The 19718-nt window shown below is 40.0% G+C and carries 19 protein-coding genes, 1 pseudogene and 1 riboswitch; of the genes and pseudogenes, 15 read left to right on the forward strand and 5 right to left on the reverse strand.

Annotated elements, in window-relative coordinates:
* Positions 1-49: 49 nt before the first annotated feature.
* Positions 50-466 (reverse strand): MerR family transcriptional regulator, encoded by a 417-nt coding sequence (locus FD16_RS06285; protein WP_010621126.1) that lies wholly within the window; start codon positions 464-466, stop codon positions 50-52.
* A 77-nt stretch (positions 467-543) separates the two neighbouring features.
* Here FD16_RS06285 and FD16_RS06290 point away from each other — a divergent pair, with 77 nt between their 5' ends.
* A complete protein-coding gene (locus FD16_RS06290) occupies positions 544-2037 on the forward strand; it encodes an MFS transporter (protein ID WP_010621127.1) in 1494 nt (497 codons plus the stop codon).
* 52 nt (positions 2038-2089) lie between these two features.
* Here the strand turns inward: FD16_RS06290 and FD16_RS06295 are convergent, their stop codons facing one another.
* Positions 2090-2854: a sulfite exporter TauE/SafE family protein gene (locus FD16_RS06295; protein WP_010621128.1), complete on the reverse strand. Its 765-nt coding sequence runs from the start codon at positions 2852-2854 to the stop codon at positions 2090-2092.
* Positions 2855-3046: 192 nt separating this feature from the next.
* Here FD16_RS06295 and FD16_RS06300 point away from each other — a divergent pair, with 192 nt between their 5' ends.
* On the forward strand, positions 3047-3658 hold the full coding sequence (locus FD16_RS06300) for a sugar O-acetyltransferase (protein WP_010621129.1): 612 nt from the start codon (positions 3047-3049) through the stop codon (positions 3656-3658).
* A gap of 108 nt (positions 3659-3766) precedes the next feature.
* Here the strand turns inward: FD16_RS06300 and FD16_RS06305 are convergent.
* The 3 genes and pseudogenes from FD16_RS06305 to FD16_RS06315 all read right to left on the reverse strand — a co-directional run bounded on the left by FD16_RS06305 (position 3767) and on the right by FD16_RS06315 (position 6830).
* Positions 3767-6059: pseudogene (locus tag FD16_RS06305) on the reverse strand (HAD-IC family P-type ATPase).
* A 22-nt stretch (positions 6060-6081) separates the two neighbouring features.
* Positions 6082-6438, reverse strand: a complete 357-nt coding sequence (locus FD16_RS06310) for a fluoride efflux transporter FluC (RefSeq protein WP_010621130.1) — start codon at positions 6436-6438, stop codon at positions 6082-6084.
* On the reverse strand, positions 6438-6830 hold the full coding sequence (locus tag FD16_RS06315) for a fluoride efflux transporter FluC (RefSeq protein WP_010621131.1): 393 nt from the start codon (positions 6828-6830) through the stop codon (positions 6438-6440). Before FD16_RS06315 ends, FD16_RS06310 begins: the two co-directional genes overlap by 1 nt.
* A 257-nt stretch (positions 6831-7087) precedes the next feature.
* Positions 7088-7152: riboswitch (Fluoride riboswitch) on the forward strand.
* 48 nt (positions 7153-7200) lie between these two features.
* Between FD16_RS06315 and eno the strand changes: the two genes are divergently transcribed.
* The 13 genes from eno to FD16_RS06380 all read left to right on the forward strand — a co-directional run bounded on the left by eno (position 7201) and on the right by FD16_RS06380 (position 19667).
* Complete coding sequence (gene eno, locus FD16_RS06320) at positions 7201-8487, forward strand: phosphopyruvate hydratase (protein ID WP_010621132.1); 1287 nt, start codon at positions 7201-7203, stop codon at positions 8485-8487.
* A 23-nt stretch (positions 8488-8510) separates the two neighbouring features.
* Positions 8511-8738, forward strand: coding sequence for a hypothetical protein (locus tag FD16_RS06325; RefSeq protein WP_155804311.1), 228 nt, complete (start codon positions 8511-8513; stop codon positions 8736-8738).
* A gap of 275 nt (positions 8739-9013) precedes the next feature.
* Positions 9014-9592 carry a TetR/AcrR family transcriptional regulator gene (locus FD16_RS06330; RefSeq protein WP_162255727.1) on the forward strand — a complete coding sequence of 193 codons (579 nt, stop codon included), beginning with the start codon at positions 9014-9016 and terminating at the stop codon, positions 9590-9592.
* Positions 9593-9783: 191 nt separating this feature from the next.
* Positions 9784-10809 (forward strand): NAD-dependent epimerase/dehydratase family protein, encoded by a 1026-nt coding sequence (locus FD16_RS06335; protein ID WP_010621135.1) that lies wholly within the window; start codon positions 9784-9786, stop codon positions 10807-10809.
* Between the two features lie 79 nt (positions 10810-10888).
* Positions 10889-13423, forward strand: a complete 2535-nt coding sequence (locus tag FD16_RS06340; RefSeq protein WP_010621136.1) for a M1 family metallopeptidase — start codon at positions 10889-10891, stop codon at positions 13421-13423.
* A 64-nt stretch (positions 13424-13487) separates the two neighbouring features.
* Complete coding sequence (locus tag FD16_RS06345; protein WP_155804312.1) at positions 13488-13847, forward strand: hypothetical protein; 360 nt, start codon at positions 13488-13490, stop codon at positions 13845-13847.
* A 132-nt stretch (positions 13848-13979) separates the two neighbouring features.
* The gene (locus FD16_RS06350; RefSeq protein WP_010621138.1) at positions 13980-14630 is read left to right on the forward strand and encodes an MIP/aquaporin family protein; all 651 of its coding nucleotides are present in this window, start codon (positions 13980-13982) and stop codon (positions 14628-14630) included.
* Positions 14631-14811: 181 nt separating this feature from the next.
* A complete protein-coding gene (locus FD16_RS06355) occupies positions 14812-15366 on the forward strand; it encodes a TMEM175 family protein (RefSeq protein WP_010621139.1) in 555 nt (184 codons plus the stop codon).
* A gap of 66 nt (positions 15367-15432) precedes the next feature.
* Positions 15433-15855 (forward strand): MarR family winged helix-turn-helix transcriptional regulator, encoded by a 423-nt coding sequence (locus tag FD16_RS06360; protein WP_010621140.1) that lies wholly within the window; start codon positions 15433-15435, stop codon positions 15853-15855.
* 20 nt (positions 15856-15875) lie between these two features.
* Positions 15876-16370, forward strand: a complete 495-nt coding sequence (locus tag FD16_RS06365) for a GNAT family N-acetyltransferase (protein WP_010621141.1) — start codon at positions 15876-15878, stop codon at positions 16368-16370.
* Between the two features lie 98 nt (positions 16371-16468).
* Positions 16469-17581, forward strand: coding sequence for a CapA family protein (locus tag FD16_RS06370; RefSeq protein ID WP_010621142.1), 1113 nt, complete (start codon positions 16469-16471; stop codon positions 17579-17581).
* Between the two features lie 328 nt (positions 17582-17909).
* Positions 17910-18650 (forward strand): hypothetical protein, encoded by a 741-nt coding sequence (locus FD16_RS06375; RefSeq protein ID WP_010621143.1) that lies wholly within the window; start codon positions 17910-17912, stop codon positions 18648-18650.
* 42 nt (positions 18651-18692) lie between these two features.
* Positions 18693-19667 (forward strand): zinc-dependent alcohol dehydrogenase family protein, encoded by a 975-nt coding sequence (locus tag FD16_RS06380; RefSeq protein ID WP_010621144.1) that lies wholly within the window; start codon positions 18693-18695, stop codon positions 19665-19667.
* The last annotated feature ends 51 nt before the right edge of the window (positions 19668-19718 follow it).

Here is a 19718-nt window from a genome sequence, read left to right on the forward strand (position 1 = left end):
TATCAGTACCAAATATTGTAGAACCAAAAAAGGTAACCGAGAGAAAATCTCAGTTACCTTTTTTGGTATCTAAATCTGCCAATCCATCATCATCAATATCTTCACTAGGGGTTGGAATATGGTGTCCACCGCCGGCAAGCCTGCTATTCTCATGCTCGATCTTTTCCGATAGAAAATCGATAGTGTTTTGTAATTCACTTTTCTGTGCAATGACGTTATCACGAGTAGCCGTCAATAATTTGATCATATCTTCAGTTTTCATGCCGGTGAAAATGCTCTTAATTTGTTCGACAGACAGGCCAGCACGACGATAAAGCGTGATTCGATGAATAGCTGCCTGGTCAATCGAAGTATATTCACGCTCACCGTGAGAATTGCGACTGGGAGTGATTAATCCTTTTCTTTCGTAAAATCGCAAGGAATAGGTGGTAAGACCGCTACTGGTAGCCATTTCTTGAATACGCATATTTTTCTCCTTTTTTGCTTGACTTACACCAAGTGTAACCTTGTAACATGTTTAGAGCAACATAGAGGAGGAAGATCATGGCAGATAAATTACAACGGCAGCAAAATACTGCAATGAGAGCATTTGCTCTTTCGAACGTAATGGTGGGACTAGAGTCGACCATTGTCGCAACAGTGATTCCCGAAATCATTGATGACCTACACGGAATAAGACTGATGAGTTGGGTCTTGACGGCATATCTATTAATGATGGCGGTAACTGCCCCAATTTGGACAAAGTTATCAGAGCGGTATGGTACGAAGGCATTGATGGTCATTGGAACAACGATCTTTGTGTTAGCCTCAATTACCGAGGGCTTGTCCATTAATATGTATATGTTAATTGTGGCACGATTAGCAATGGGCATTGGCGCGGGTGCCATGGCCCAGTTGCCATATGTAATTTACGGCACTCAGTTATCAAATACAAAGAGAGTTAAAGCAATTGGCAATGCAATTGGTGCTTATTCAATCGCGTCTGCGATCGGTCCGCTGGTTGGTGGTTGGATTACAGATAATTTTGGCTGGCGTTGGGTATTCTTTATTAATGTGCCGATTGGGTTAATAATGATTTGGCTGATTGTGCATAACTATCATGAAGAATTCGTGCCGAATCATCAAGCCATTGATTATCGTGGTGCACTGAGCCTATCGGTAGCAATTATTTCGTTAATGTTAATGATTCAGGAACTGGGTGAACAGAATCCACGGGCAATCTTGGTGGCAATTACTGCCGTGATTGCAGTTGTGATTGGAGCCTACTTTATTTGGACAGAAAACCACGCAGTAGATCCAATTATTCCAATGAATTTGTTTAAAAATCGGTCCTACATGGCCAAAAATATTATGATGTTTTTCCAATACGGCATCATTAGTTTTATTAATAGCTATATTCCAATGTGGGGGCAAGGTGTTTACGGCTTGTCGGCACTATTAGGCGGTGTAATCCTTGTGCCATCATCAATTCTGTTGGTGGCCGGGACAAGGATGGTTAGTCCGTTGATGGAACATAATTCTGAAAAGAGATTGATCAGGGCAGGTAGCTTTGTGATGCTGTTTGCTGTTGTGGTATTAGTGGTGACTAAGCAAACCTCAAGCGTTTGGTTACTAGCAATTGCCGGTGGGATCTTCGGCTTGAGTACTGGAGTTGTCAATGGAACATCGCAAGTGGCGGTTCAAGATTCAGTCGCATTTAAGCAGATCGGACCGGCAACAGCGTTGAATTCTTTGATACGGACAATCGGTTCAACAATGGTTCTATCAATTTTGTCACTAAGCCTGAATACGACATTCAAACATGCGATTACTGACAATCACGGTAAAATAACGATTAGCCAGTTGAATTCCATCAGTAGTTCAACATCTGCGGCTGACTTACCAGCAAAACTGGTTCCGTTACTGAGAACAATCCTGTATCAAGGCTTTCATTATTTAGCCATATGGGCATGCCTATTTATGGCTTTGAGTATATTGTTTACTTATCTTGATCCTTGGAAGAAGAGAAAAGAATTAGAAAAAACAGGCGACAAATAGTATCTATGAGGGCAATGATTTCTGGTGTGGAAGTCGTTGCTCTTTGTGTCCGTTAGAAAAATGCATCATAAAAGAAATAACCTGCTAGCACAAATGTTGCGAAGGCAATCACGATTCTGAGCGGTTTTAGTGGAATATGACGCATAAGGTGTGGGCCAACATAGCCACCGATAAACATACCAATGCCCATTGGTAGAACCATCCACCAGTAAACTTTCGTGGTAAACGCATAAATTAGCAGTGACAAAGTATTAGCCGAGAATGAGATGAAATTTTTAATCGCATTATTTGTTAAAAATGGCAGATTAACGGTGGCTGTTAAAATTGACAGTACAATAATTCCAGCAGAAGCACCAAAATAACCGATATAGATGCCAACTAAAAAGATGCTGATATACCTAATTAGCGCACGTGCTATTATGGAACGATTTGGTTTATGTGGATCTCGTTTGTGAAACTGAGACCATAACATTAACGCTCCGGCGCCAAAGATTAAAAATGGGACAATGTGTTCGAATGTGCTTGATGGCGCGATAACAAGAAGAAAACAACCAAGTATGGTTCCAAGTAGTGCAGTAATTGTTACACGTGAAACAATTTTCCAATTGCCATTTAATTCTTTAATTGATGCCATACTGGACCCAATACCTGTGAAGATCATGGCTGCGGTGTTGGTGACATTTGCACTGACTGCTGGAAGTCCCAAACTGATTAGCACCGGATATGATATTAACGATGCAAGACCGGCCATTGAACTGATCAGACCAGCAACTATGCCAGCAATAAATAGATATATCAAGGTGAGAACGAATGACAATGTTAAGGACTTCTTTCAAACTGTGTTTTATATGTCATAAATTTTACCAGTTTTAACTTGAATAATGGCTGCTACTAGCTACAAATAGGAATAAATTCGAATTTCAAAAAAATTGTCCGTACAAATTATCGTTGAAGCGTTTTCTTTTATGCTAAAATTGAAAGCAACATATTACGTAAAGGGGTAATTTTAATGAAAAAAAGAACCGATGAGCCTGATATTGAAGCTTTGGCAAAAATGGACATTTTTGAAAAGGTTAGTAACGGAGAATGGTACCAATATTTGCATGAGCCTAAAGTGCAAGCAATCGTGAAAAAAAGTGCTCAAACGATTGAAGCAATTAATGATATGGCGAAGACCGATATTGATAGAGCTAATCAAATGATGGATGATTTTTTGCCCCATACTGAGGATAATGTAGAAATTTATTATCCGGTTAAGGCAATTGAACACCCTAACTGTCTATTTATTGGCCATGACACATTCATCAATGCCAATTTTCAAATTTTGGCATCTGGGAAGGTTACGATTGGAAGTCACTGCCTGATTGGCCCAAATTGTTCACTGTTTACGCCTAACCATCCTGTTAATAATAAGATGTTGAGACGTGAAGGATGGGAATATGATGCACCGATTACGATTGGGGATGATTGCTGGTTGGGTGGATCCGTTATTGTTTTGCCGGGTGTAACCATTGGTGACAATGTGATTGTTGGCGCAGGCAGTATTGTGACTAAAGATCTGCCAAGCAATACAGTTGTGGCTGGAAACCCGGCACGTGTAATTCGCAAGCTGGAAGATTAGTTTAAAATTTATTTCCATTGTCAAAATACTGGCATCATCAAATCAAATAAAAGCGTGTATTATCCATAATTTAAGGAAAATACACGCTTTTTTTAAGACTGAATAAACTTAAACAGCCTTTGGGGCTATTTTCATTTTTTGAACAATAAATAAAACTGCTGTCACCAGTAGAACGATGGCTACATCGATAACGCACAATATTGCAGGTGCTCTGGTAATTCCAATGCCGCCGAGCGATAGAATAATGGTTAGAAGGCAATTACCTGTAATGGCAACCTTCACCATCTTGCTTGGCCGGATTTTGGTTGACTGAACGTTGCGACTTAACAGAATGGTAGCCATGGCACTAAACATCAGATAAATAAACAGGTTGGTGCTAATTACATCGCTAGTAATGTTGGTGTTTTTCAAGGTAATTAGGTAAACAATACCAACAATTATCCAAGCAAAAATGTACCCGGCGGCAATTTTGCCAAGCTTTAAAATATTCCATTTTTCTGGATGATAGGTGATCTGCGCATTATCTGTTCCAATTACCATGGTGACCAGATCGTTTAAGATAGCAACCAATACCATCGCATTCAGGGATAGCGGAATAAATCCGAAGAGCAAGTAACCAATTGTAATTAAAATTGTTAGTTCTGCCGTTCGAGATAACTTGGTAATTGCCCACGTCATCATTCGTTGGTAGACTCGGTGACCGCTGTCAAGAATGTCAGTAATTTGTGTTAATCCAGGCTCCATGAGGATTATTTTTTGCTGATTGCTTAGCGGCATCAACTGCGTTAGCGACGGCAATTCCGACATCGGCCTGCTTAAGGGCTGGAGTGTCGTTAATGCCATCACCAGTCATACCAACGGTGAAACCATTATGTTGGAACTTGTTTACGATTGCCAGTTTATCTTCTGGTTTGACATCGGCAATACATGATAAGTTGTTAATGTCAGTTTCTGAGGTAATGTTTGAAAACGAAATAGTATCATTGTTCAATCCAACTTGTTGTGCAACTTCTTTGGCAGTGTTCGCATTATCGCCGGTCAGCATAATGATATTGACCCCACGACCAATTAGCTGTTGAATTGCCGTTTGACTATCAGGACGGATCTGATCTTGTAGAATAAATAAGCCAATAATTTTGTCGTTTAGCATGACTACGACTGAACGCCCTGACTGTAATAATGATTGGTTTACTACCTCAGCATTTTTTGCCAATGATGATAGGATTTTAAAAGACCCGAGTTTGACTGTATTGATCTCATTTTGTTGTTTGATCTGAGCCGATGAATATCCAGTACTAGGGTCAAAGGCGACAAATGAATTAACTGGTAGGTGCTCGGCTTGACCGCCTCCATTGACGTAATCAATGATGGCAGCGTCTACTTCACTGGGTGATTTGATGTTAGTAACACTTAACGTCATATTTAGAACGGTTTGATTTGTCAAACTCGATAAGTTGACGAATTTAATTACTTCTGGCCGATTCTTGGTGATCGTACCGGTTTTATCAATGAGCAGCACGTCCAAATTGGCTGCGTCTTGAATACCGCTTAAATCACTAACTAAAATATCTGCATGGCTGAGAACACTAGCTTCTACGGAATTAGCCACGGCAAAACTGGAGGGCATTGCAATTGGAATTGTGGCAATAAACAACATGGCCAAAAATGGTGCCATTGCAATAATATTTTCATGTCTAATTAGCGCAGTGATGATCAAAATAACGGCTAGGATGCTGTCTAAAATCGCCAGGTAACCAATAATCTTACTGAGCAGTAATTGAAGGTGCCCAGGAGACGAAGCATGGTTCACTAAATTAATTGTCTTACCTGACCTACTTTGCGAACCGGTCGCCGTTACCTTAGCGATTGCGTCTCCGGCAACTACCTCTGTACCAGCAAAGGCTGCTGTTGTTTGCGCGTGGGTGACATTATTAGACTCACCGGTAATGCTACTTTCATTAACGGAAACGGATCCAGCGATGATAGTGACATCTGCTGGAATAATGGTGCCACGAACCAAATTAATTGTATCGCCAACGACTAAATTAACCGCATCTATCCTTTCCCATTTTCCTGAGCGCTTAACATGCGAACTTAAAGTGAGCCGATTGGATAGTCCAGATAATACCCGATGTGCCCGTCGTGATTGAACCGCACCGTTGATTGCTGCAAACAGCAGCATCAGAATGATGAAAATCGACTGAATGTATTTACCTAGAATTATTTCTAGAATTAACGCTGCCTCAAGAATCCAAGCTGATGGTTCCCAAAGCCGCTTAACAATTTCACGTCCAAAATTAAAACCAGGCTGGGCAACTGCGTTTGGTCCATTAGCTTTTAGTCTTGTTGCTGCTTCTTCTTGTGACAGCCCGGTGATTTTTTGCTCGATTGTCTGATCCATGACTACTCACTCCATTTCAGTGTTAGAGATAAAAGTAACCGCAATAGATAGCAATGCTGCTAGCGAGATATGTACATACCGTGTACATGATACAGGTTGGGTATCGGTGACTGCGCCATAGTTGAATCATTTCGTTAGTCAGGGTTGAGAAAGTTGTAAATCCTCCAAGAAAGCCAACTGCTAAAATTTGTTCAAGGTTGGACTGGCCAAGGTGGTGGATAGCAATGGCGATTAGCAGGGTACCTGTGATATTAATAAAAAATGTCGATACTGGAAAAGTAATGTGCTGAATCAACTTACTGAGGTGTGACAGATCCATAATTGCCAAACGAGTAATGGCGCCAATTCCAGCAGCAATTGAAATGAAAAAAACTGTCATTAGAACGCCTCCCGCTGTTTGACCAACCGTCGACTAATTCTTAAGCCGATTAGAGACATGATAAGACCGCCGATAATGTTAAGTGTCAAATAACTGCCAAGCAATATGTATTGATGATTCATGAAAAGCTTTAACCCATCAAGGTTAAGACTTGAAAAAGTAGTTAAACTAGCAACAAATCCAGCACTGAGACCGGTGATAACAGCACTTGGCAATGGCACAGTAAAGGCGATTAGATAAACAACCAGCGGGAAAAGCAGACAACCGAGTAGGTTAACAAGAATGGTGCCAATTGGAAACTGACCATTTGAAAATGGTAGGTGTGTAATTCCTAGTCTAGTTAAGCCGCCCAAACAACCAAAAAGAAATACAGCAATATATTTTCTAACCATGTGAGGACCTCTTTCCTAAGTATTCATATTCGAATAAAAAAACGTCTACCAACACAAAAAAGTGTCGGTAGACGTCATCAATTATCTAGTGGATAATAATTTACCAGCGAACGTCATCACTGGACTCGAATATGTTTGTACGCTAAGAATAAATGATCATTTAATGCACGTCAAGTGTATAACTGTCAAGTAAGCGCTTAACAATAAAATTATTTTTTAATTGTAAAATGATTTTAGAAGTGTTAAATTATTGTTGTAATTAAATAGGCGATGACGTTCGCCGTAATTAAACTGATTGTAATCTGATGACGTCTACTATTCCACACGGGGTAGTAGACGTCTTTTTTGGTTACAGAGAGGGGAATTGAACATGACAGTTACGATTGAAAATATTAAAGCACGTGAGGTATTTGATTCACGAGGCAACCCAACGGTGGAAGCTGATGTCATCTTATCTGATGGCACTCTAGGACGTGCTGAAGTTCCTTCAGGAGCCTCAACTGGTGAACTCGAGGCTGTTGAGTTGCGTGATGGCGGCTCACGACTACAAGGCAAGGGTGTATCAAAAGCTGTTAATAATGTTAATACTGCAATCAATGATGCGCTCCACGGTGCTGATCCATTTAATCAGGCAAAAATTGATGATGCAATGATTAAATTAGATGGGACGAAAAATAAGGCCAAGTTAGGTGCAAATGCAATTTTAGCCGTATCAATGGCCACGTGCCGTGCTGCTGCAAATTATCAAAAGGTGCCATTGTACCGTTATTTAGGTGGGACTGATCTTGAATTACCACAAACTTTCCATAACGTTATTAATGGTGGCGAACATGCTGACAACGGTATTGATATGCAAGAATTTATGATCACCCCCGTTGAACGGACTAGTTTCCGTGATGGCTTTGAAAAAATTGCCAACACTTACCATACTTTGAAAAAAGTCATCGAAGACGCTGGTTATCAAAGCGGTCTGGGGGATGAGGGTGGCTTTGCTCCAGATTTAAATTCATCAGAAGAAGCCTTACAAATGCTTCATGATGCCATTAAGAAGGCTGGATATGAACCAGGCAAAGAAATTGCGATTGCTTTTGATGCCGCCGCTTCATACTTCTACAACCATGATACTGGTAATTACGATTTTGAAGGCACCACTAAGACACCAGATCAGATGGCAGATTACTACAAGGGCTTGCTCGAAAAGTTCCCAGAAATCATTTCCATTGAAGATCCATTTGGTGAAGATGATTGGGATAACTTTGCTAAGTTCACCGCAAACTATGGTGATAAAGTTCAGATCGTTGCCGATGATCCTGTCTGTACTAACCCCGAATTGATTACTAAGGCGATTAAGAAGGGAATGGCCAACTCGATTTTAATTAAATTAAATCAAATTGGGACCGTTACAGAAACACTAGAAGCAATTCGCCTAGCCCGTAAGAATGGCTATACAACAATGATGTCACATCGTTCTGGTGAAACTGGTGACACATTTATTGCTGACTTCACGGTCGCTACTAATTCAGCCGAATTAAAGAGTGGTGCTCCGGCTCGTTCAGAACGAGTTGAAAAGTACAATCAACTGTTACGAATTGAAGAAGAGTTGGGAACTGAAGGTACTCGCTTGGCTCACTTCCCAGACAACGTTGATTTTGACTAGTACCAACTGAAACTCGAGGTGCAATGATGGTTATTCGACATGTAAAAGGACAAGTAAAATCATTATTTGGCTTAAAAGATGGCACGTACACGATTTTGACGGTTCATCAAGTTCATGGGCATCGCTGGACTTTGCGTGTTGAAAATACCAAGGGTCGTTGGCGCGAGATTGATTTGGAGACAGAACAGCTTGCCGATCAATGTGCTGATGAAGTGTGCCGAGAAATTGATGCTGGTGATTATTGTTTTTGATTTATAATTTTGGAAAGCAGGGAGATAGTGCGGAGCTTGGCTCTGCGCTATTTTTTATTCTTTCTAGAATAAATTTTAGTCTTAATATTTAATAGTTTCATTTTTACCTCTGAAACGTGCCAAAACGATCTGACCCAGTTCATATAAGGGAGCGCAGACGCAAATCCTAAACCCTTGGATTTACGCCTGCGCTCCCTTATATGATTGAGTCAATGTGATCGTTTTGGCACTCTGATTTATTGACAATAAATAAACAATCATTTATTATTCCCCACATGAGAACAAAAGACGAATCTAAAATTGAGGCCCTTCATCAGGCAGTAATTGATGTAATTAATCATGATGGCTATCAGAATCTCAGCGTGGCTAAAATTGCCAAAAAAGCTGGTGTGTCCGTTGCCACTCTTTACATTTACTATAGCGATAAGAAGGATATGCTTGGCAAAGTATATTTGAAAATTAAAGATCTCATTGATGCAAAACTATTTAATGAATTTGATCCACAGGGGCCGTTTGAACAACAGTTCAAACGCCTGTTGCGTAATTATGCCGATGCTATCTGCACTTATCCAGAGAAAGCAGCGGTGATGCGAGTCTTCAACAGCAACCCCAATTTGGTTGCCGAGGATGTGTACTCACAAAGTATGGATTTAGGGAAGCCAGTGGCCGATCTTTATCGGCATGGCCTAGAGGAGAAACTCATTCGGCAGTACGAGCCAGAAATATTTATTTCATTCACGTTCAACGCAATTGATAGTCTGGCACAAATTAGATTTATGCAAGGTAAGACGCTGACTAAAGATGAAGTTGATCAACTGATTGAGATGGCATGGGCTGCTTGCAAGCAAAATTAAAAATTAATTTATCGCTTCATTTGCCTGCCATATCTACGATCCAGCGATCTAGGAAATTAACTTTTGAAAAAACTATTGAAAATAAAAGAATGATCATTTATTATACAAACTATTCATATGGCGTGACCATCACGTCTTTTATTTTAACATTTAAAAGAATAATCATTCATTTAAAAAGGAGATCAATAATTATGACAGATATGATGAAAAAGAACGATTTGGTATTAGTAACGGGGATTACCGGTTATATGGCAACGTGGATTGCTAAGGATTTACTTGATAAAGGTTATCGCGTCCGTGGTACGTACCGTTCAGAAGGTAAATTGCCATTTATTAAAACGCTGCTACCAGGAATCGAATTAGTGAAGGCCGATTTAAACGGAGATGATGGTTGGCAAGAAGCACTGGATGGTGTCCAATGGATGTTTCATGTTGCGTCACCACAAGCAGTAGCAACTGAAAGCAATCGAACAGAAACAGCGATGGCCGGAATCGACAACATCTTTAAATTTGCACTTAAGAGCTCAACGCTAAAGAAAATTGTATTGACCAGTTCAGAAGCCGCAATTGCATATGGTAACCAGAAGAAAACTATTTACGATGAAAATGACTGGACCAATGCTGATGCAAAGGGTTTAGAAGATTATATGAAGAGCAAAACACTGGAAGAACGGCGAGCATGGAAGCTAATTAATGATCCAGCTCAAAATGTAAGTCGAGTCGAGATGGCTGCCATTAATCCATCATTTGTTATTGGACCGTCACTAGTACCGTGGGCACGCTATTCCGCTAAGCAAGTTGAACAATTGCTGAATGTGCCAGTTAGTTTACCCATGAAGGGCTATGCAGTTGACGTTCGTGATGTTGCACAAATGCAGATTGCGCTGATGAATAATGAGCAGGCCAATGGCACGCGCAACTTAGCCATGGGGATTAGAATGACAATGGCAGATGTAAAGCGAATTGCAATTGAAGACTTTAAGGATCAAGGGATTCACGGCCTTCAACTACCAATTCCAACTTTCTTAATGAAACCATTTCAATCAAATACAACGATTGGTGATTTTTACCCGCGAATGAAGGGTCTAGTTGATTATCGTCCGCTGCACCCGGAATTTTACAGTTATAGTTACACGAATTTGCAAAAATCGATTGATGACATGATGAGTCAGTTGCTGAAGGATAAGTTGATTGGACCTGAGGCCAAACAAAAGTAAGTGAGACAGCCTCTGATTGAGACAGGTCTACCTCCAATGTCGTATAATGGTTTTATTCTAGTAAAACAGGGGGACAATCATGGCTGAATTAACACATTTTTTTGAAAGTTTTGTACCAGCACATTATGATATTTACCTGAATATTAATCGTGAAGACAAAACGATTAGCGGACAAACAACAATCACTGGTGAAGCAAAAACTGATTCGATTTCAATTCACCAAAAGGATTTGCAGGTTCAATTTGTTAAGGCAAATGGGCAAAATCTACCATTTGATGTTGATAATGACAACGATGCATTACGTTTGAATCTTGGTCACACGGGTGATGTTAGTTTTACGATCGACTATACTGCTCAACTAACTGATACAATGATGGGAATTTATCCATCGTATTATGAAGTTAATGGTGAAAAAAAACAGATTATTGGGACTCAGTTTGAAACGACTTTTGCTCGTCAAGCTTTTCCATGTGTTGATGAACCTGAAGCCAAGACAACGTTTGATTTAGCCATTCGTTTTGATGAACAACCCGGCGAAACGATTATTAGCAATATGCCTGAAATTCGTGAAGAACACGGCGTTCACTATTTTGATACCACCGTCCGCATGTCAACTTACCTAATCGCGTTTGCCTTTGGGGACTTACAAAGCAAAATGACGACCACCAAGAGTGGTGTTAAGATTGGTGTCTTTGGCACGAAAGCTCATCGGGCTAATGAATTAGATTTTGCGCTGGATATTGCCAAGCGTTCAATCGAATTTTATGAGGACTTTTACCAAACCCCTTATCCGTTACCACATTCATGGCAACTTGCCCTACCCGATTTTTCGGCTGGTGCGATGGAAAACTGGGGATTGGTAACATATCGTGAGGCATACCTGTTACTTGATCCGGATAACACTGCCCTCGATATGAAACAATTAGTTGCGACCGTGATTGCCCATGAGCTGGCTCACCAATGGTTCGGTGATTTGGTCACGATGAAGTGGTGGGATGACCTATGGTTAAACGAAAGCTTTGCTAATATGATGGAGTACGTGGCAACAGACGCGTTAGAACCAGACTGGCATATCTGGGAAAGCTTCCAGACATCGGAAGCCGCAATGGCTCTGCAACGTGATGCTACTGATGGTGTTCAGTCTGTCCACGTGGCGGTTGAAAATCCGGCCGAAATTGATGCACTGTTTGATGGTGCCATCGTGTATGCCAAGGGGGCGCGGATGCTGGTAATGGTCCGTGCTTTGCTTGGCGATGATGCATTACGTCAAGGCTTGAAAAACTACTTTGCGGCCCACAAGTACGGTAATGCAACTGGGGCTGATTTATGGTCTGCACTGGGGGATGCATCTGGTAATGATGTTGGTGCAATTATGCAATCATGGCTTGAACAGCCGGGGTATCCAGTGGTGACCGCTTCGATTGTGAATGGCGATTTGAAACTCACTCAACAACAGTTCTTTATTGGTGAAGGGAAGGAAGTTGGACGTACATGGCAAATCCCTCTCAGTAGTAATTATGATGCAGCTCCAACAATTATGAAGGACCGCGAGCTCAATTTAGGTAACTATCAAGATTTAAGAGCTAAAAATGGCAAACCATTCCGGTTGAATGTTGGTAACAACTCACACTTTATTGTGAAGTATGATCAAACTTTGCTCGATGATATTTTAACCGACGTTGAATCGCTTGATTCAATTTCACAATTACAACTATTACAAGACTTACGACTACTGTCTGAAGGACGTCAGATCTCTTATGCTGACGTTGTACCTTTGTTATCACGCTTTAGCAATAGTAAGAGTTCAATTGTCAATGCTGCCCTTTACAGCGTTGCTAATAACCTGAAGAAGTTTGTTGAACCAGCGTCTGCCGAAGAAGGTCAGTTGAAGGTTTTGTTTGATCGTTTGAGCGAGAAACAAGTTGCTCGACTGGGTTGGGCAGGTAAAAATGGCGAATCAAATGATGATCAATTGACTCGCCCACATGTGTTACGTGCCTCATTATTTGCTGAGAATCAAAACGCGATCTCAGCGGCACATAATTTGTTCACGAAAAATCAAGATCGATTAGCATCATTACCGGCTGATACCCGCGTTTTCATTTTGACTAACGAAGTGAAACATTACGGTAGTGAACAGTTATTTGATCAACTTTTGAACGATTATCGTCAAACTTCGGATTCCAGTTACAAATCTGATATTTGTGCCGCATTGACTAATACACCAGATACTAGACTGGTAGATAAATTAGTAAGTAAATTTGAGGATGCAGAGACAATTAAGCCTCAAGATTTACGTGCTTGGTATCGCGGCGTTTTATCTAATGAAAAAGGGCAACAAGCAGCATGGAACTGGATTCGTGATGAATGGCAGTGGCTTGATGATACAGTTGGCGGTGACATGGAATTTGCTACTTACATTACCGTCACATCAGGTATTTTCCGCACACCAGCTCGGTTAGCTGAGTTTAAGGAATTCTTTGAGCCTAAGCTAAACACACCGGGATTGACTCGTGAAATTAAGATGGATATCAAAGTCATTGAAAGTAGAGTTAACCTGGTAAATGATGAAAAAGATGCTGTTAATACGGCAGTTAAAGATGCCATTAAGTAAATAGAAGTTACTAAGACGGGCTTGAAATAGCCCGCCTTTATACATGATAAAACTGGAGTTGTTAATGATGAACGACCGTGAAACAACACTGATTAACATTTTTAGAAACAGTAATGACTATGTTGGTGATCAATTACGTGCCTTAATTTATGGTGCAAAGAACCCAACTCGAGTATATGGAATCGTTTATGACTACTTTGTCGGAGTTACAGATACATTAAGAAGTTTTGGCCTTACTGATGATTTATTACTGATTGAAGGTTATGCACATGAATTGGGCCGATATTTTCAAACAACTCTGCGTCATTACTATGAACAAGAAATTGTGATTGTTGGACAGCAAAAGTGTTGGCAAAAGCATATGAAATATTTAAAGAAGACTTCAGATAGGTATTTGAAGTTATTAGTTGAACAGCCAAGGTAGCATCATCATTTGTTTCACGTGAAACAAACTATGTCAGAAAACGTTATAAAAAGGCGTCGCAAGCTATTGTTGCCAAATAATTCACGGGGTAAAATATATTTTAGCGTAAAAAGAATGGAGGAACTTTTGCTTATGCGCAAATATATTTCGGAATTTTTGGGGACATTTTTACTGGTTTTCTTAGGTACTTCAGCTGTAGTTATTGCCAAGGGAGACGCACTAACGATTGGGTTAGCATTCGGTTTAGCCATCACGATTTCAGCTTACTCTTTCGGTGGTATTTCAGGTGGTCACTTCAACCCAGCTGTCACAACAGCCATGTTAATTAACCGACGAATTGGTGTTGTTGATGCAATTTTTTATATCATTTCACAAATTATTGGTGCAATTTGTGCCAGCTTTTTCATCCAAGTATTTGTGAAGGCCCTTGGCTACAAGACAACTGCATTAGGTCAAACTGATTTTCCATCAATTAACACTGGTACTGCAATCCTGGTTGAAGGTTTAATCACGTTTTTGTTTCTAATGGTTATTTTAAATGTGACTAGTGACGATCATGGAAACAGTGATTTTGCCGGCCTGGTAATTGGCATTACCTTAGCATTTCTAATTATTTTAGCCTTGAATTTAACCGGTGGATCATTAAATCCAGCCCGTTCGATTGGACCAGCCATTTTTGCCGGAGGTTCGGCGCTATCGCATTTATGGGTTTATATCGTGGCACCGGAAGTGGGCGCAATTTTAGCGGCTTTTTGTTCGAGATTGCTCGGCAGTGAATATTAGAACGCGATTTGTAATTTTAAATTCAAAAAGAGACAATCAACGGGGACTGTTAGGTTTCAACAATCCGGATTGATTGTCTCTTTATTTATGACAAATTATTCGATTTAGTCAATTGAGTGTTGAAACCAAATTTTATGTAGTTCGTACTATAATTAGGATAAATATTGAGGGGATGATGGCAATGAATAAAGGGCGATTAGAAGCGTTTACGGACGCAATTTTAGCAATTATTATGACAATTATGGTATTGGAGTTACATGTACCAGATGGATTCACCCTAAAAGCGGTTAGTCATGAATTAATTCCAATTCTGGCGTACGTAATTTCATTTGTGGGTCTGACTAATTTATGGGCGACTCACCACTTTTTATTTGAAGCCCTTCATAAAGTTTCTTACGGTGTTTTTATTGTGAATATGATCCTGCTGTTGTGGGTTTCAATGGTGCCTGTAATTACCGCGTGGGTGGCTACCTATCCGGATAAATTTTTGCCACAGGTCTGCTATATTGCCGTGATTTTTGGCTGGGCTGTTTTGTTATTACTTTTGGAAGCAATGGCTAAGAAAGCGGATCCCGCATATCCAAATAAGGCGCTGGCAACTAAAGAAATGGCCATTATGTTAGTTATTATGGTGATTGGTGCCGGACTATCGTTATTTCTGCCTTACGTTGCTTTAACAACCGGTGTGATTGTTATTGGAATTTACCTTATTTTCCCTTACAAAGAATTTTCATAGTTTAAATATAATGTTGACAAAAGCCACAAAAATACTAAAATGGACTATAAATTTAAGGAGGTTCTTATGAATCAGGAAGAATTGGCAAAGATTCGTCGGTTTAATCGAGATTACGTCTTAATTCTGGGTATTTTGAATAATAGTATGAAAGATCTCGATTATTCTTTAACCGAAGGACGTGTGATTTTTGAAGTTGGCAATGGGTCACACGTAATTGCCAATCAATTAGCCACAAAATTACATATTGATCGCAGTTATCTCAACCGACTGATTAATAAGTTGGCAAAGGATGGACTGTTGAGTAAAACTGCCTCAGAATCCGATAACCGTGTTAAAATCTTAAATTTAACCACGCAGGGACGAAAAGCGCTGAGAGAGATTAATCACCAAAACGATTTGTTTACTTCCGAGTTGTTTTCGCAATTTTCTGCTGATGAACGGCACAAAATTATTAACAGTATGGAACTTATTACAAATCGACTTTTGTAGAATCAGAGGAGAATATTAGCATGACACCAACATTTACTTTTGCAACGATTGATGATTTACCAGATATTGTCAGAATCTATAATCAAACCGTACCAACCCGACAATCAACGGCTGACCTAGAGCCAGTCAGTGTTGATGATCGACGAGAATGGTTTGCTGGTCATAACCACGAACACAGGCCGTTGTGGTTGATTAAGTTGGATGATGTGACGGCTGGTTGGATTAGTCTAACCGATTTTTACGGCCGTGAGGCATACAAACATACTGTTGAGGTTAGTATTTATATTGATGAAAACTATCGAGGCCATCATTTGGGCAACGCAGCGTTAACTTTTGTAGAACAACATGTTAACGAGCTGGATATCCAAACGATTTTAGCTTACATTTTTGGCCACAACACACCTAGCTTAGGACTATTTAAGAAGTTTGGTTATCAAGAATGGGCTCACTTACCTGAAGTTGCAGAAATGGATGGTGTTAAGCGCGATCTTGATATTTTAGGAAAAAAATTCTAATAAACTTGATTCACTGGTGAGCTTGCGGTCACTCAATCCGACCAGTACAATTAATCTATAAACATTTATTAATTGTTACATTGGGGAGGATTAATAGAATGATAGGTTTGAGGTCAAAAAGATTTAAAGCATTACTTGGTGTGACTGCTGTTGCGTTAATTGGTGTAACGCTGGCCGGATGTTCTAGTTCTGGCAGTAAAAAAAGCACCGATAAATCAAGTAATACCACCAGTTCAAAAACAACATCTAGTAGGGCACGAACGGTGCATCTGACGTTTATGGGGGATGATACACTGGGAACAGATCCTAATTTGAATTCGGCAACTAGTTTGCCAACTGTCTGGGCCCAGCACGGTGATAATCCACACTACTTCTTTCAAAATGTGCAGAAATACTTTAAGAGCGATGACCTGACAATTGCTAACCTAGAGACCACTTTCGCAACAACCGCTCAAATGGCTCCTAAGGCGGGCAATGTTGTGTTTCATTTTAAGGGTAATCCTAAACTAGCTAACGTTCTGAAAGTGAGCGGGATTGATGCTGTAACCGTCAGTAATAATCATATTTATGACTATGGTAAACAAGGGTTCAAGCAAACGATTAAGGCGGTAGAAGCGGCAGGTGTTGGCTACTTTGGTGAAGGCTATAAGTATGTTAAAACCGTTAAGGGAGTTAAATTCGGCTTTCTCGGTTATACTGGTTGGACGGCCACGGCGAGTGACAAAGCTAAGATTGCACGAGACATCAAATCATTACGCAAGCAAGGCTGTCAGGTGGTTATTCCATACTTCCACTGGGGTATCGAGCGTCAGGCTAAACCTAATGCTACCCAGGTGACGTTAGCTCATTATGCAATCAACCATGGTGCGGATATGGTAATTGGGTCTCATCCACATGTGATTGAAACGATGGAGCTATACAAGGGCAAGTTAATTGCTTACTCGATGGGAAACTTCTGCTTCGGCGGTAATCCAAACCCGGTAGATAAGAGATCATTCCTATTACAAACAAATTTAACGGTAAAGAACAAAAAGATTACGAATTCAACGTTCAGAGTAATTCCAACAAGAATCTCGACAACGGATGCCCAAAACGATTATGTACCAACTCCGTACACTGGCAGCGAAAAACAGGCAGTATTAAAGTACATGAACCAATTGTCTCCAACTTTTAAGGGGAGAATTGCGGATAGGTTCAACAAAATAGAGTGATAAAAAGAGCGCCAAGACACGTTTAAAATAAGCACAACACTCATTGACCGCGCATTATGCGGTCGGTGAGTGTTGTGCTTATTTTATGTGTGTCTGCTCTTTTTATCACGTTTCAGCAAAATAGCAGAGAAGGAATGCGCATTATGCGGTCGGTGAGTAGCGCCCTTATTTTATGTGTGTCTGCTCTTTTTATCACGTTTCGACAATGCAGCTGGAAACGGATGTGCATTAAACAACCAATGATTTAGAAACACCGCACACCTTTTATCAAATCAACAAAAAATGCTACAATAACGAAAATAATTACTTCCACAAGGAGATCAATGATATGACGATTGAACTCAAGGTATCTATGAGTGAAACTAAAACAAAAGTAGAACTTCCAGATGAACAGGGCACATTAATTTTCTCAAGTAAGCCAATTGAAATACCAGATCATGGCATCCAATTGTTTATAAATGAATCCTACTTGGTAAGTGTTGATGATGAGCCAAAAAAGTATGACGAAGTGCTAACTATTCAACTTCCATGGTCGATTGAACCCAAACTAGTAGGTAGAGTAATGCAGAATAGAATTGGTGAGACTGAAATTAAGGTGCCGCAGAGTCAAATTAAGGCGATGCAGTCGTATCTTGATATGTTAACCAAAACAACTGCCCGATTGGGCGTTGTTTTATCGAAAAAAGCAGTTGCTAAGAAGGATCCTGCCAAGCCGCGGCATAAGTTTTACAAAGATATGGTGAATATGCCATTTAAAGTAAACAGAAATGGCAGTGAAGCTACCGTTTTTTGGACTGCTAGTAAGGAAATGACGGTTAAGGCTGGTGCTAAGTTGACTGGTGAAAAAATTATGAATAAAGATGGTTCGATGAGGTATGGCACAAAGTATGGTGAGAAGTTGCGTGCGGATCATGCGGACGCCATTGATGGATTAGTAACAACTAAAGACGTTAAACTACGCAGTGTAAATGAGGTTGGCCTATTTTTGTATTATGGTGACACTAACGGTCGGCTAGAATTGATAAATGAATATGGACAGACATTGAATGAACTAACAATTGTTAAATAAATTTATTTCCCAGGAAATAATTGAAAGAAATTTGGTGTTCAAGTGAAACAATCTTTTTACTATAAAAATTATGGAGACCCTGTAGAAGAAATTCATTTTGGTAACTTTGCAATTTCGGACCTAGAAGACGATGAAATTTTAGTTAAAATGGAAATGTGCCCGGTTAATCCATCTGACTTAATTCCGATCACGGGAGCCTATGCTGCACGAATTCATTTGCCACAGTTTGCCGGTTATGAGGGTGTTGGCAAGGTAGTAAGTGTCGGGAAACTTGTTCCACAAGAATGGCTTGGTCGACGTGTTTTGCCATTGAGAGGCGAGGGAACCTGGCAAACTTATGTCAAAACCAAAGTTGATTTTGCCATTAGGGTTCCTGATAGTATCCCATCTGAGGATGCTTGCCGTTTGTATATCAATCCACTGACAGCTAGTTTGATTGTTAAAAATAGTTTGCATGTATCACCAGATTCAATTGTGATTTTAGATGGCGGTTATTCTAATTTGAACTGTGTGTTGATTCAATTATTAAAGCGTCTGAACTGTAAAGTGTTCGTTGTTGCTAGAACTCATCGATATACTCAACAACTACTTAAATTAGGGTGTTCGCAGGTATTTTTAGCTAATAAAAAAGACTTGGTACAGCAGATTCTGGAAAGTACTAATTACCAAGGTTGTGACTATGGCATTGATTGTGTTGGTGGCGAAATTGGTACACGGTTGATTCAAACTATCGAAAAGAATGGGCATTTCTTAAGCGTTGGCTTAATGTCCCAAACACCTGTTGATCAGCAAATGTTGAGCGATAGAACTGATTTAACTGTTATTTTATTTTTCCTGCGATTGTGGAATTCAAAATTAACGGTCGCACAGTGGTACGACAAAATGAATTCTATTGTGGCAGATATTGAAAACCACAAATTACAGTTGTCAAAACGATACAAAGTGATTACTGCAGCTGATTTTACGGTAAATCTTAGGGCCATCAAGGATGATCAAAAAGTATTAATTAAATTCTAAAGTAAATGAGATCGGAAACTAAAACTTTTCCGATCTCATTTTTGAATGATT

The organism is Paucilactobacillus suebicus DSM 5007 = KCTC 3549 (genome assembly GCF_001434475.1).
GTDB classification, from domain to species: Bacteria; Bacillota; Bacilli; order Lactobacillales; family Lactobacillaceae; genus Paucilactobacillus; species Paucilactobacillus suebicus.

Coding starts and splice junctions, on each gene's coding strand:
- FD16_RS06285 (WP_010621126.1), bottom strand. CDS start 466: ATGCGTATTCAAGAAATGGCTACCAGTAGCGGTCTTACCACCTATTCC.
- FD16_RS06290 (WP_010621127.1), top strand. CDS start 544: ATGGCAGATAAATTACAACGGCAGCAAAATACTGCAATGAGAGCATTT.
- FD16_RS06300 (WP_010621129.1), top strand. CDS start 3,047: ATGAAAAAAAGAACCGATGAGCCTGATATTGAAGCTTTGGCAAAAATG.
- FD16_RS06310 (WP_010621130.1), bottom strand. CDS start 6,438: ATGACAGTTTTTTTCATTTCAATTGCTGCTGGAATTGGCGCCATTACT.
- FD16_RS06315 (WP_010621131.1), bottom strand. CDS start 6,830: ATGGTTAGAAAATATATTGCTGTATTTCTTTTTGGTTGTTTGGGCGGC.
- eno (WP_010621132.1), top strand. CDS start 7,201: ATGACAGTTACGATTGAAAATATTAAAGCACGTGAGGTATTTGATTCA.
- FD16_RS06325 (WP_155804311.1), top strand. CDS start 8,511: ATGATGGTTATTCGACATGTAAAAGGACAAGTAAAATCATTATTTGGC.
- FD16_RS06330 (WP_162255727.1), top strand. CDS start 9,014: ATGAGAACAAAAGACGAATCTAAAATTGAGGCCCTTCATCAGGCAGTA.
- FD16_RS06335 (WP_010621135.1), top strand. CDS start 9,784: ATGACAGATATGATGAAAAAGAACGATTTGGTATTAGTAACGGGGATT.
- FD16_RS06340 (WP_010621136.1), top strand. CDS start 10,889: ATGGCTGAATTAACACATTTTTTTGAAAGTTTTGTACCAGCACATTAT.
- FD16_RS06345 (WP_155804312.1), top strand. CDS start 13,488: ATGATGAACGACCGTGAAACAACACTGATTAACATTTTTAGAAACAGT.
- FD16_RS06350 (WP_010621138.1), top strand. CDS start 13,980: ATGCGCAAATATATTTCGGAATTTTTGGGGACATTTTTACTGGTTTTC.
- FD16_RS06355 (WP_010621139.1), top strand. CDS start 14,812: ATGAATAAAGGGCGATTAGAAGCGTTTACGGACGCAATTTTAGCAATT.
- FD16_RS06360 (WP_010621140.1), top strand. CDS start 15,433: ATGAATCAGGAAGAATTGGCAAAGATTCGTCGGTTTAATCGAGATTAC.
- FD16_RS06365 (WP_010621141.1), top strand. CDS start 15,876: ATGACACCAACATTTACTTTTGCAACGATTGATGATTTACCAGATATT.
- FD16_RS06370 (WP_010621142.1), top strand. CDS start 16,469: ATGATAGGTTTGAGGTCAAAAAGATTTAAAGCATTACTTGGTGTGACT.
- FD16_RS06375 (WP_010621143.1), top strand. CDS start 17,910: ATGACGATTGAACTCAAGGTATCTATGAGTGAAACTAAAACAAAAGTA.